This window comes from Vibrio sp. N418, assembly GCF_000222565.1.
GTDB classification, from domain to species: domain Bacteria; phylum Pseudomonadota; class Gammaproteobacteria; order Enterobacterales; family Vibrionaceae; genus Vibrio; species Vibrio scophthalmi.
Genome location: NZ_AFWD01000064.1, coordinates 12,588 through 25,957 on the forward strand (window position 1 = coordinate 12,588; position 13,370 = coordinate 25,957).

Below are 13,370 nucleotides of genomic sequence, written 5' to 3' on the forward strand. Positions count from 1 at the left end.
CTTAGATAAAATAATCAGTAAACTGATCCCATACCAGCCACTATTAAGGCAACCACATGGCACACATTTTATTAATCGATGACGACACCGAACTCACCGGCTTACTCAAAGAAGTACTCAGCTTTGAAGGCTTCACAGTATCTGAAGCTAATGATGGTGAAGCGGGTCTAGCCGCACTCAATAAAGAGATCGATTTGATCTTACTCGATGTGATGATGCCAAAACTTAATGGCACGGAAACTCTTAAACGCATCCGCGAAAACTGGGAAACGCCGGTATTAATGCTCACCGCCAAAGGGGAAGAGATTGACCGTGTCATCGGTTTGGAGTTGGGCGCGGACGATTACTTGCCAAAGCCTTTTAGTGACCGCGAACTACTGGCTCGTATTCGCGCGATTTTACGTCGCACCCAAACGGCCACAACCAGCAAACCAAGCGATAGCTTGCAATATCAAGATATTGAAGTGTTTCCAGGTAAACAGGAAGCTTACTGCCAAGGTCAGCAACTCGAACTCACTACCACCGAGTTTGCCTTATTAAGCCACTTTGTCATTCATCCTGGTGAAACCATTACCAAAGAAGTACTCAGTTTAGATGTACTCGGTAAACGCCTCGCCGCCTTTGATCGCGCTATTGATATGCACGTATCTAACTTACGTAAAAAACTCCCTGAACGCGCCGATGGCAAACCTCGCATCAAAACCCTGCGCGGTCGTGGCTATCTATTGGTCGAGGAAGGCTAATGCGCTTGCCAAGAATTACGAGCCTTTATGGCCGTATCTTTGCCATTTTTTGGCTGACGATGTTTTTGGTCGTGATTGCGGTATTGGCTTTGCCACATCTTGATCCACGTAAGCCTCATTCGATCCCTCAAGAGAGCTTAGCCAAGATGAAGCTGTTTGCTGAGCGAGTTGAAAATCAATACCAAGGCACCAATAACCTCAATCAAGTATTACGGGAAATCGACAAAGATCGCCCAAGCAAGCGAGATCCTCGCCCACGCTACTTCATTACCGATCTTGAGGGCGATATTCTTACTCCCAAAAAACAGCGCGATTTTAAAGCACGCGCATTGCAGAACCTGATCTCGACCATCGAATCGCCAAGCGATCCTAAACAGCGCCTGTATGGCCATTACATGGTGGCAGGCCCGGTGCCTATTACACTGGCGGGCCAGCCACTGCACATGTTCTTAGCCTTTAAGTGGGATCAGCCACCGCCCTTTTTACTGCGCATGTTCGACAAACCATTTCAGCTGTTATTGGCCGTCATGGTTGCCAGCACACCGCTACTACTATGGTTAGCCTGGGCTCTCAGCCAACCGGCGCGTAAGTTGGAACGCGCAGCCAAACGCGTTGCTAAAGGCGAATTTGTGGTGGACCCAAGCTTAGAAAAAGGCACCAGTGAGTTCCGCCAAGCCGGCACGGCATTTAACCAAATGGTGCAAGACGTCAATCAAATGATCTCAGGTCAGCAACGCTTGCTCTCTGACATCTCCCATGAGTTGCGCTCGCCTCTTACTCGGCTAAGAATGGCCACCGCGCTCGCCACTCGTAAGCAAGGTGAAAGCGCTGAACTGACGCGAATTGATACCGAAGCGCAGCGATTAGAGCAGATGATTTCTGAGTTGCTCGAACTGTCTCGCATGCAACTTGATAGTCACACCGATCGCGAAAAACAGCCGCTATCTAGCCTTTGGGAAGCGATCTTAAGCGACGCGCAATTTGAAGCAGAACAGATGGGCAAGACGCTCAACTATTCAGCCATTCCAGAACAAGCTATCTCAGGCAAACCAAAACTGCTAATGAGTGCACTCGATAATATTGTGCGTAACGCCATTCGTTATGGCCATGATGCTATTGAGGTAACCATTAGTACAACGGCAGATCACGTTACCTTGATGGTCGATGACAATGGTGAAGGCGTCCCTGAAGAAGAATTGCAAGCGATCTTCAGACCTTTCTATCGCGTTTCAACCGCACGCGACCGCGTCAGCGGAGGCACAGGATTGGGCCTTGCGATTACCGAAAGTGCGGTGCGCCAACACAGTGGAAGCATCGAGGCTTCACGCAGTCCATTAGGTGGTTTAAGGGTAGAGATTTGCCTCCCTCTTGGAGTGGACTAAAACCGTAATAACCTTACAAAACAACCATTGATAATGATTGTTATTATCATTTATAGTAAATCCTTCATTCAAGGAGGATTTACTATGTCCCATCGATTTCCCGCACTTCCATACGCATATGACTCATTAGAGCCGTACATCGACGCCCAAACCATGGAAGTTCACTACAACAAGCATCATCGAACTTACTACGAAAAATTTATCGCGGCGATAAGCGGTTCAGAGCTTGAATCCCACTCACTCAACGCCATCTTCGCCAATGTCTCAGCCCATTCTCCTGCAATACGCAACCACGGCGGTGGCTTTTACAACCACATCCTTTATTGGCAATGTATGACGCCCGATGGCGGCGGCCAACCACTCGGGGCACTCGCCGATGCCATCGATCGAACGTTTGGCTCTTTCGATAACTTTAAAGAACAATTCTCACAAGCCGCCGTGAACACCTTTGGTTCCGGTTTTGTTTGGCTTATTGTGCAAAATAACCAACTCGCGATCACCTCAACCCCTAATCAAGATAACCCTTTGATGGATGTAGCCCAGCAACAAGGCGAGCCAATTCTCGCTCTCGATGTATGGGAACATGCTTATTATATTAGTTACCAAAACCGTCGACCTGAATACATTAACGCATGGTGGAATGTGATTAATTGGCCGATGGTTGAAAGCTATTACGATCAAGCAATCAACAGCCACTCATAAACCAATAGCGGTTGGCTCCCACTAACCGCTATTAAGTTCTCGCTTGTTAAACCATCCTGTTATAATCGGCGCAGTTTTTACTGACACAGATTATGCCATGTTTGATATTGCCCTTTATGAACCGGAAATTGCGCCAAATACTGGCAATATAATCCGTCTATGCGCCAACTGTGGTGCCAACTTGCACCTCATCGAGCCTTTGGGTTTTGATTTAGAAGAGAAGAAGGTGCGTCGTGCTGGCTTGGATTATCACGATTTAGCGCGAGTAAAACGCCACAAGGACTTGCAAGCCTTTCTCGATTATTTAGAGCAAGAACGCGGCGGCCAATTCCGTATTTTTGCCTGCACCACCAAAACGACAGGCCATCATGTTGATGCGCAATTTACCGAAGGCGATGTGCTGTTGTTTGGCCCAGAAACACGCGGCCTGCCGGCAGAGTTAATCGAAAGCTTACCGATGGAGCAACGCATTCGTATTCCTATGATGCCTGATGCTCGTAGCTTGAACCTATCCAATGCCGTCGCGATTATCGCTTATGAAGCATGGCGCCAAATGGGTTTCAAAGGCGCACAGTAAATAGCGCAATCACAGCACTATTTCGCAAAACAGACAGATAAAGAAAAAGGCGCCAAGGCGCCTTTTCATCTATTCAGTCATTCTATTTAGTTCAGCTTATTGCGGTCATCATCGTCTTTGCGCTCAAACTCACCTTCGAAGGTGTTGCCATCTTTCGATTGTTCGAACGGGTTGCGTTGAAATGGGTCTTGACCAAATCCATCTTGTGAACCAAAGCCACCTTGGTTGTTAAAGCCACCGTGAAAACCACCACCGACCGATTTCACCACCATCTTACTCATCAAGTATTTGGCGATCGCCGCACGCGGTGCCGGCAGCAGTATTAGCATCCCCAATGCATCCGTCATAAAGCCCGGCGTCAGCAATAAGACGCCCGCAACAGCAAGCATCACGCCTTCAAAAATTTGTTGCGCTGGCAATTCACCCTGTTGCAGACGATTTTGCACATTCATTAAGGTTTGTAACCCTTGACTGCGCACTAGTGAAGCCCCAACAAATGCGGTGATCAATACCAAGGCAATCGTTGGCCACAAACCCAGAAACCCGCCCACTTGGATAAACAGGCCAATTTCAATAATCGGAACTAAAATAAACAGTAATAATAAGATAGGAAACACATGCCCTCCTTTGTTAGCGACACATTAGCGCTAACCGCTACGACTCACAATATATTCGCTCGTTGAAATGTTAGAAATCGTGACCAAACAAAGTGTTCATACCGATTACTTACATATTAGCAAAGCATGAATCAATCAAGTGACACCCGCGTTCATGACGTTAACAATCTGCCCCTATCAAAACTCACGAAACGCAACAACTGTGAGCGAGATAAATGACGTAGCGCATAGCAACGCAAATTTTTCATACCTTTGGTTCAAATAGTGATCCACTTAATATTTTTATGAATTTAGTCCAGTATCATGTGCCACATATGTCAGGACGGATTTCCAGCCAAACACTCTGACGAATGGATTCTTAAACAGCAGAATTGGCGATTACAAAAAAATTTAATATCACAATAATTCTCTAAGGATCCACCTATGGCTACTCTATCTGAAGCTACAGCAGCTAACTCAGCCACTCGTATTGAAGAAGATCTATTAGGTCAACGTCACGTTCCTGCAGATGCTTACTACGGCATCCACACTTTACGCGCTATTGAAAACTTCAATATCTCAAACGTTACTATCTCTGATGTACCTGAATTCGTACGCGGCATGGTAATGACCAAAAAAGCGGCGACGCTAGCCAACAAAGAACTGGGCGCTATTCCAAAAGATGTTGCAGATTACATTCTGCAAGCGTGTGATTTGATCCTAGAAACAGGCAAGTGCATGGATCAGTTCCCTTCAGACGTATTCCAAGGCGGCGCTGGCACCTCAGTTAACATGAACACCAACGAAGTGATTGCGAACGTAGCACTAGAACTGATGGGCAAAGAAAAAGGCCAATACCAGTTCATCAACCCGAACGATCACGTTAACAAGAGCCAATCAACCAACTGTGCTTACCCAACGGGTTTCCGTATCGCCGTTTTCAACAGCGTACACAAGCTGATTGAAGCGATTGAGTACCTAAAAGGCGCCTTCGAGCTTAAAGCGCAAGAGTTCAGCGGCATCTTGAAAATGGGTCGTACTCAGCTACAAGACGCGGTACCAATGACGGTTGGTCAAGAATTCCACGCTTGGGCTGTTACACTGAACGAAGAAATTCGTGCTCTTGAGTACACATCAAAACTACTGCTTGAAATCAACCTAGGCGCAACAGCAATCGGTACTGGTCTAAACGCACCACAAGGTTACCAAGATCTCGCCGTTAAACACCTAGCGACCGTAACTGGCCTAGATGTGGTTGCAGCAGAAGATTTGATCGAAGCAACCTCTGACTGTGGTGCTTACGTAATGACGCACGGCGCACTAAAACGCCTTGCTGTTAAGCTATCAAAAATCTGTAACGACTTGCGCCTACTTTCTTCAGGCCCACGTACTGGTTTCAACGAACTAAACCTACCTGAACTGCAAGCTGGTTCTTCAATCATGCCAGCAAAAGTAAACCCAGTTATCCCTGAAGTGGTAAACCAAGTTTGCTTTAAAGTACTAGGTAACGACAATACGGTTTCTTTCGCAGCAGAAGGCGGTCAACTACAGTTGAACGTAATGGAACCTGTGATTGCACAAAGCGTATTTGAGTCAATTTCTCTGCTACACAACGCGTGTGTTAACCTACGCGACAAATGTATCGACGGCATCACCGTTAACAAAGAAACGTGTGAAAACTACGTATACAACTCAATCGGTATCGTAACTTACCTAAACCCATACATTGGTCACCATGAAGGCGACATAGTGGGTAAAATCTGTGCAGAAACAGGTAAGAGCGTACGTGAAGTTGTGCTAGACCGCGGTTTATTAACGGCAGAAGAGCTTGACGAGATTCTTTGCGTTGAAAACTTCATGCATCCAACGTATAAAGCCAAACGTTACGAGTAATAACGACAAGAGGGGTCCCAGATGGGACCCTTTTTTTGGCGCTGTTTTTGGCGCTTTATACCAATCAAGACCAGTTCATGGTCAACGTTTGTAAAAATAATCGACGACTGATGTTGGTTGGTATTAATCACTAGAGTGATGGTTATAACTACACTTATACCTACACGCTCAAAGAAGCGATGGGAAACCACCACCAAATAAAACCATAACAATTTTGAGGGTCTTTATATGGTAGCAGTCGAACTGTTAGTCGTTCTGCTCTTTATCTTTATAGGAGCAAGAATCGGGGGGATCGGCATCGGGTTTGCCGGTGGCGCGGGCGTAATCGCTTTGTCTGTGGGTCTTGGTGTACCCACCAGCCAAGCATTTATTCCAGTCGATGTTATTTTAATTATTATGTCGGTTATTACTGCTATTGCTGCAATGCAAGTGGCTGGCGGCATGGATTGGCTGGTGCAAATTGCCGAAGATTTTTTACGTAAAAATCCTAAACGAATCACCTTCTACGCACCGATCGTGACGTTCTTTATGACGCTGATGGCGGGGACTGGCCACACGGCATTCTCAACATTGCCCGTGATCGCAGAAGTAGCAAAAGGCCAAGGCGTACGTCCTTCTCGACCACTCTCTATTGCGGTTGTTGCCTCACAAATCGCCATTACTGCTTCACCGATTTCAGCCGCTGTGGTTGCCTTCGCTGCGATGTTGGCACCGGTCGGGGTAGATTACCTAACTCTACTTGCCGTGTGCATTCCGACATCTTTCCTTGCTTGTATGATTGGCGCATTCGTGGCGAACTTCATGGGTTGTGAGTTAAAAGACGATCCCGTTTACCAACAGCGTTTAGAGCAAGGGTTAATTAAGCTTCCAGATACGCAACGACGTGAAATTCTGCCAACGGCCAAAACCGCAACCTATATTTTCCTAATCGCAATTGCATTAGTGGTGTGTTACGCCGCGGCCATTTCAGACTCAATTGGTCTCATTGAGAATCCAGCGTTAGGTCGTAATGAAGCGATTATGGCCGTCATGCTCGCCGCTGCTGCCGCAATCGTGATGTTCACCAAGATCGACGCGAACCAAATTGCCGCAGCCGCAACATTCCGCTCAGGCATGACCGCTTGTGTTTGTGTATTAGGTGTTGCTTGGTTAGGCGCGACATTTGTTAACGCTCACGTGGATGGAATAAAAGAGCTGGCGGGTGAACTACTCGCTGATTACCCTTGGATGTTAGCACTGGTGCTATTTTTGGCCTCAATGCTGCTCTACTCACAAGGGGCGACCACGGTGGCACTTATGCCTGCTGCGCTGGCGATTGGTGTTGCACCACTCACCGCCGTTGCTTCATTTGCCGCCGTCAGCGCATTGTTTGTTTTGCCGACTTACCCAACGCTACTCGCCGCAGTAGAAATGGATGACACTGGCTCAACTCGTATTGGCAAATATGTGTTTAACCACCCATTCTTTATTCCGGGTGTCACCACCATTACTTCTGCCGTTGCGCTAGGCTTTGCTTTTGGCGGTCTATTTATCTAATACACCATCATTCAGCGCTGCATTAGAGATACTAAAGGAGCTTCGGCTCCTTTTTTTATTTCACTAAAACGCTAATTTCCGATCTTCAAAGCCAATTTCATCAATGATGAAACTAATTGGCGCTTTTCCCTGTCCTATTACGTTCAAGCCTCATTACGAACAAATTTCTCACTATCTAGAGAAAACTGGCGTCAATTGAGTATAAAATACCCTAAATTCTAATAAAGTGACTTTTGTATGCGTTTTCTTTTATCGCTTTTACTGCTGTGTGCTTCCGTCGTTTCGATGCCAGCAATGGCCCTGTTTAACTCGGGTAACGCCCTTAGCTTCGGTGACGATAGCAACCAATTTGTCCCTGTCGATCAAGCATTTCAGTTCAATGCTTACCAGCAAGGCGATCGCGTCTTTATCGATTGGCAAGTCAAACCAGATTACTACCTCTACCAAGAACGCATTTCACTCAGCGGTGAAAAAGTCACCCTTGGCGATTTCGCGATGCGCCAAGGCCAGCCACACCAAGATGAATTTTTTGGCGATGTGCACATCTATACCGAACCGCTATTCATTGAAGTACCACTACGCGATTATCAGGTCGGCGCACGCTTAATCGTTCAATATCAAGGTTGTGCCAAAGCGGGATTTTGCTACCCACCAGAAACACGCGTCATCGAATTGGAAGCCTTTACCAATTCAGCCACTAACACATCAACGGTAACACCAGCAACGACAGACATTACTGGCAATGGTAAAAACAACGCTTTTGCTCAGGGTGATAAAGTTGCCCCACAATCAAAAGAGAGCAGCTTAGCTGATAAACTGGCCGATAACTGGTGGACGCCTGTGCTCTTTCTTGCTCTAGGGGTTGGCCTTGCCTTTACTCCGTGTGTGCTACCTATGTACCCAATCTTAACCAGTATCGTGCTAGGTAGCGGCAAGCTTAGTCACCGTCGTGCGCTGGGGCTCTCCTTCATTTACGTACAAGGTATGGCACTGACCTACACACTACTTGGCTTAGTGGTTGCCTCTGCGGGGATGCAATTCCAAGCAGCGATGCAACACCCTTACGTCTTAATTGGGTTGAGTATTCTCTTCGTCGCTTTAGCGCTATCAATGTTTGGCGCTTATACGTTGCAATTACCATCCAGCGTACAAACTTGGCTCAATGGTCTGAGTAATAAGCAGCAAGGTGGCAACTCTCTGGGTGTTTTTGCCATGGGTGCTATTTCAGGTTTAGTTTGCTCACCATGCACCACCGCCCCACTCTCTGGTGCGTTGTTGTATGTCGCGCAAAGCGGAGACTTACTGACTGGTGCAGTAGCTCTCTATGCTCTCGCGATGGGGATGGGTATTCCACTCATGTTGGCAGCGGTATTTGGTAATAAACTGCTACCGAAAGCCGGCGGTTGGATGGATACGGTGAAGATCTTGTTCGGCTTTATTCTGCTTGCGGCTCCACTGTTTTTACTCGAGCGTATCTTGCCTGAATTGTGGGCGACCGCTCTTTGGTCACTGCTGGGGATAGTGGCTTTTGGCTGGCTATATCACATCAAAAACAAACTGCCATTTGGCGGTTGGAAGCAAAGCACCATCGGTATTATTGCCGTACTAGGATTGTTCGCTTCCGCTCAACCATTGTTGAACTATTGGTTTAACCCTCAACATCAAACGCAGAGCCAAAACGTTGAGTTTATTCGCATCAGCAACACCAGCGAATTAGAGCAGCAATTGGCCGCAGCCAAACAGGCAGGTAAACCAGTGATGCTCGATTTCTATGCCGACTGGTGCGTCGCCTGTAAAGAGTTTGAAAAATATACCTTCCACGATGCGCAAGTGGCCGACAAGCTACAAAACTTTGTCTTACTGCAAGCGGATGTGACCAACAACCAAATGCAAGATATTGAACTGCTCAAAAAAATGCAGGTACTTGGTTTACCGACAATTGAGTTTTGGGATGCCAATGGTGAGCATATCAAGCATGCACGCATTACCGGATTTATGGCCGCTGAACCCTTTATTGCCCATTTAGACAACTATCAGCTCTAAAGCGACACGACTTCACATCGGTGTGTATGCACCGGTGTGATTATTTCAAATCAGCAGTAAAACTCGATTTAGTTCAGACTTTTAATGGATAAACATTGTTCACCAAGCCAATCAGAACAATAATTCCATTAACCAAATTACAATAAGTGATTAACGTCATGGACTCGACTTACACCATCCTTATCGCCGACGACCATCCGCTATTTCGCAACGCTCTGTTTCAGTCGATCCATATGGCCATCAGTGGCGCAAATCTACTCGAAGCCGATTCTTTAGATGCGTTACTCCACTTATTGGCCAAAGAACCTGAACCAGATTTGTTACTGCTCGATCTAAAAATGCCGGGGGCTAATGGCATGTCAGGCTTGATGCAGCTGCGAGCTGAATACCCAGATCTGCCGATTGTCGTAGTGTCTGCCAGTGAAGAGCCAAGTGTCGTCACGCAGGTGAAAAGCCATGGTGCCTTTGGTTTCATTCCAAAATCGAGCGATATGCGCGAGCTGATCAGCGCCCTCAACCAAGTATTAGGTGGTGAACCTTTTTTCCCAGAAGGTTTAATTACCAATAACGCAGCTTGTAACGATCTGGCGGAAAAAATCGCGACCCTGACTCCGCAGCAGTATAAGGTGCTGGGCATGCTGTCAGACGGCTTACTCAATAAGCAAATCGCCTACGAACTCAACGTTTCTGAAGCAACGATCAAAGCTCATATGACCGCCATTTTCCGTAAGTTAGGGGTTAAAAACCGCACACAAGCCGTGATTCTGTTGCAACAGCTCGAATCTGAATCGTAATTATTCGGCGTAATTAACTCTGCGTTAACTTGTTACCTTATCGAGTTTGCTAAACTTAGCTTGGTCATTAACTTCTACTTTGACCATCCCTCTGTTAACGCCATCTCGACCATGCGGGTTTTGATGGGAAGCAGTCAACTCTGGGAGGCATTTCGTTGCTTAGCATTATCATTACTCAATTCGTCGTACTCTGGGCGGTAATCGATCCCGTCGGTTCCGTTCCTGTCTATCTATCTCAAACTCAACATCTCACCGTCAAACAACGCCGTATCGTGGCATTGAAAGCCGTCGCGATAGCCACCGGCATCTTGCTGTTTTTTCTGCTCGTTGGGCAATTATTGTTGGAAGCGATGCAAATTCCACTGCCTGCCTTTCAAGCGGCTGGCGGATTAGTACTGCTGCTATTCGCACTCACCATGATTTTTGGTGAAAGCAAACCGGAACAAGAACAAAAGCTGACGCAAGATGTCAGCCATTCCGATCTGGCCGATCTGGCTGTATACCCGCTAGCAATGCCTTCCATTGCCTCCCCAGGCGCAATGATGGCGATAGTGATGCTGACCGACAATCACCGCTATTCACTGATTGATCAAGCAATCACCGCCGGTGTCATGGCCAGCGTGTTACTCATCACCTTGCTATTTTTACTCGCCGCGAGTCATATCCACAAAGTGATTGGTAATGTTGGTGCTGCCATCATTAGTCGTGTTATGGGCCTTATTCTGGCTGCCGTGGCACTAAATAATTTGTTAATGGGCATCCGCGACTTCTATATTGTGTGATCCAGTTATCAAGACTTAGCCGATAACATTAGACCTTCGGCTAAGTTAACACAATTTTAACAACCAATCGCTCCCACAAAAAACTTCAAACAACTGATTTAATAAGCTTTTAGCTAAAAACCCTGCCGACTAAAGTTGAAGAGCACTCTCTTTCTCTCACTGCTATTGTATTTTCTGAAACATTTTATTAACAACAAACATGCGTAAGGAGACGGCAATGGCATTTGAAAGTCAGGAACGCGCCAAAGCTTACTGGCAAAAGAACGTAAGACTAATGATTGGGTTAATGGTCATTTGGTTTGTCGTATCTTTCGGCTGTGGAATTTTATTTGTTGATCAACTCAACCAATTTCAACTCGGAGGTTACAAGCTGGGTTTCTGGTTTGCTCAGCAAGGGTCTATTTACACCTTCCTAGCAATCATTTTCTACTACGCGTGGAAGATGAGACGTATTGACCGCGAATTTGGTGTGGACGAGTAAGGAGCAACTCAGATGGATTTGAAAACAATTACTTACCTAGTAGTAGGATCAACATTCCTCCTCTACATAGGTATCGCAATTTGGGCACGTGCGGGCTCAACCAAAGAGTTTTATGTTGCTGGCGGCGGCGTAAACCCAATTGCCAACGGTATGGCTACAGCCGCTGACTGGATGTCGGCAGCGTCATTTATCTCAATGGCAGGCCTTATTGCCTTTATGGGTTACGGCGGTTCGGTATTCTTAATGGGTTGGACTGGCGGCTACGTACTACTTGCTCTGCTTCTTGCTCCTTACCTACGTAAGTTCGGTAAATTTACTGTACCTGAGTTTATTGGTGAGCGCTTCTATTCAAAAACAGCACGTATCGTTGCGGTTGTTTGTTTGATCATCGCATCCACCACCTACGTTATCGGTCAAATGAAAGGCGTTGGCGTGGCATTTGGTCGCTTCCTTGAAGTGGATTACTCAACAGGTCTACTGATCGGTATGTGTATCGTATTTATGTACGCGGTAATGGGCGGCATGAAAGGCATCACATACACGCAGATTGCACAATATTGCGTACTCATTCTTGCTTACACTATTCCAGCAATCTTTATCTCTCTGCAACTGACCGGTCACCCACTGCCACAAATTGGCTTAGGCAGCACCATTTCCGGCACCAATGTCTATCTACTCGACCGGCTCGATCAGGTAGTGACCGAACTTGGCTTTAGCGAATACACCACCCACGTTCGCGGTGATACACTCAACATGTTCGTTTACACCATGTCACTGATGATCGGTACTGCAGGTCTGCCACACGTTATCATTCGTTTCTTCACGGTACCGAAAGTACGTGATGCACGTACCTCAGCAGGCTACGCACTCCTATTCATTGCGATTCTTTACACCACCGCTCCGGCAGTATCTGCCATGGCGCGTCTAAACCTCATGGATACGGTTAACCCGGCTCCGGGCAAACACCTTGCCTACGATGAGCGTCCTGATTGGTTTAAAAACTGGGAAAAAACCGGCCTGCTTGGTTTTGATGATAAGAACGGCGACGGCCTTATTGAATACACTTCAAGCCCAGAAACAAACGAACTGAAAGTTGACCGTGACATCATGGTACTGGCTAACCCTGAGATTGCGAAACTACCAAACTGGGTGATCGCACTGGTAGCCGCCGGTGGTCTTGCTGCCGCACTCTCAACTGCTGCAGGTCTGCTACTGGCGATATCGTCTGCGATATCTCACGACTTGATTAAAGGCGTTATTAATCCAAATATCTCTGAGAAGAAAGAACTGCTGGCAAGTCGTATCGCGATGGCGGTCGCGATAGGGGTCGCGGGTTATCTCGGCCTCAATCCACCAGGCTTTGCTGCTGGTACGGTGGCTCTGGCATTTGGCCTCGCAGGGTCTTCGATATTCCCTGCCTTGATGATGGGTATCTTTAGTAAGAGCATCAACAAGGAAGGCGCTATTGCCGGTATGATTGCTGGTATTACCATCACGCTATTCTATGTATTCCAACACAAAGGCATCCTATTTGTTGCTGATTGGACATACCTACAAAGCTGGGGTAGCAACTGGTTCTTCGGTATCGAACCAAATGCATTTGGTGCTATTGGCGCACTCTTCAACTTCATCGTAGCATTCGCTGTATCACGTGTAACAGCAGAAACTCCGCAAGAAGTGAAAGATTTGGTTGAGCACGTTCGTGTACCGGCAGGTGCTGGCGATGCAGTTGACCACTAAAATCTAATCCAAACCACAAAAGCCCCTACGGGGGCTTTTTTATTCAACTCACTCTGTTTATCTTGTATCAATCTGAATAAGTTAATGGATTGCATTACTTA

At 46.8% G+C, this 13,370-nt stretch carries 12 protein-coding genes; 11 read left to right on the top strand and 1 reads right to left on the bottom strand.

The window, feature by feature from the left end; all coding sequences use genetic code 11:
* The first annotated feature begins 56 nt into the window (after window positions 1–56).
* From RH86_RS14235 to trmL, 4 genes are all read left to right on the top strand, one after another.
* Window positions 57–743: a response regulator gene (locus tag RH86_RS14235; protein WP_009386813.1), complete on the top strand. Its 687-nt coding sequence runs from the start codon at window positions 57–59 to the stop codon at window positions 741–743.
* Entirely contained in the window at window positions 743–2,125 is a 1,383-nt protein-coding gene (cpxA, locus tag RH86_RS14240; protein ID WP_009386814.1) for an envelope stress sensor histidine kinase CpxA, read from the top strand. Before RH86_RS14235 ends, cpxA begins: the two co-directional genes overlap by 1 nt.
* A gap of 84 nt (window positions 2,126–2,209) precedes the next feature.
* Window positions 2,210–2,827, top strand: coding sequence for a superoxide dismutase (locus tag RH86_RS14245; protein ID WP_009386815.1), 618 nt, complete (start codon window positions 2,210–2,212; stop codon window positions 2,825–2,827).
* A 97-nt stretch (window positions 2,828–2,924) separates the two neighbouring features.
* Window positions 2,925–3,404 (top strand): tRNA (uridine(34)/cytosine(34)/5-carboxymethylaminomethyluridine(34)-2'-O)-methyltransferase TrmL, encoded by a 480-nt coding sequence (gene trmL, locus RH86_RS14250; protein WP_009386816.1) that lies wholly within the window; start codon window positions 2,925–2,927, stop codon window positions 3,402–3,404.
* Between the two features lie 86 nt (window positions 3,405–3,490).
* On the opposite strand, the gene RH86_RS14255 is transcribed toward trmL, so the two are convergent.
* On the bottom strand, window positions 3,491–4,021 hold the full coding sequence (locus tag RH86_RS14255) for an FxsA family protein (RefSeq protein ID WP_005599279.1): 531 nt from the start codon (window positions 4,019–4,021) through the stop codon (window positions 3,491–3,493).
* A gap of 423 nt (window positions 4,022–4,444) precedes the next feature.
* Between RH86_RS14255 and aspA the strand changes: the two genes are divergently transcribed.
* The 7 genes from aspA to RH86_RS14290 all read left to right on the top strand — a co-directional run bounded on the left by aspA (window position 4,445) and on the right by RH86_RS14290 (window position 13,269).
* Window positions 4,445–5,893 (top strand): aspartate ammonia-lyase, encoded by a 1,449-nt coding sequence (gene aspA, locus RH86_RS14260; RefSeq protein WP_005599278.1) that lies wholly within the window; start codon window positions 4,445–4,447, stop codon window positions 5,891–5,893.
* A gap of 228 nt (window positions 5,894–6,121) precedes the next feature.
* A complete protein-coding gene (locus RH86_RS14265) occupies window positions 6,122–7,429 on the top strand; it encodes an anaerobic C4-dicarboxylate transporter (protein WP_005599277.1) in 1,308 nt (435 codons plus the stop codon).
* 237 nt (window positions 7,430–7,666) lie between these two features.
* Window positions 7,667–9,472: a protein-disulfide reductase DsbD gene (locus tag RH86_RS14270; RefSeq protein ID WP_009386817.1), complete on the top strand. Its 1,806-nt coding sequence runs from the start codon at window positions 7,667–7,669 to the stop codon at window positions 9,470–9,472.
* 158 nt (window positions 9,473–9,630) lie between these two features.
* Window positions 9,631–10,266, top strand: a complete 636-nt coding sequence (locus RH86_RS14275; protein ID WP_005599274.1) for a response regulator — start codon at window positions 9,631–9,633, stop codon at window positions 10,264–10,266.
* A gap of 155 nt (window positions 10,267–10,421) precedes the next feature.
* On the top strand, window positions 10,422–11,048 hold the full coding sequence (locus RH86_RS14280; RefSeq protein ID WP_009386818.1) for a MarC family protein: 627 nt from the start codon (window positions 10,422–10,424) through the stop codon (window positions 11,046–11,048).
* Between the two features lie 217 nt (window positions 11,049–11,265).
* A complete protein-coding gene (locus RH86_RS14285; RefSeq protein WP_005599270.1) occupies window positions 11,266–11,529 on the top strand; it encodes a DUF4212 domain-containing protein in 264 nt (87 codons plus the stop codon).
* Between the two features lie 12 nt (window positions 11,530–11,541).
* Window positions 11,542–13,269, top strand: a complete 1,728-nt coding sequence (locus RH86_RS14290) for a sodium:solute symporter family protein (protein WP_009386819.1) — start codon at window positions 11,542–11,544, stop codon at window positions 13,267–13,269.
* The last annotated feature ends 101 nt before the right edge of the window (window positions 13,270–13,370 follow it).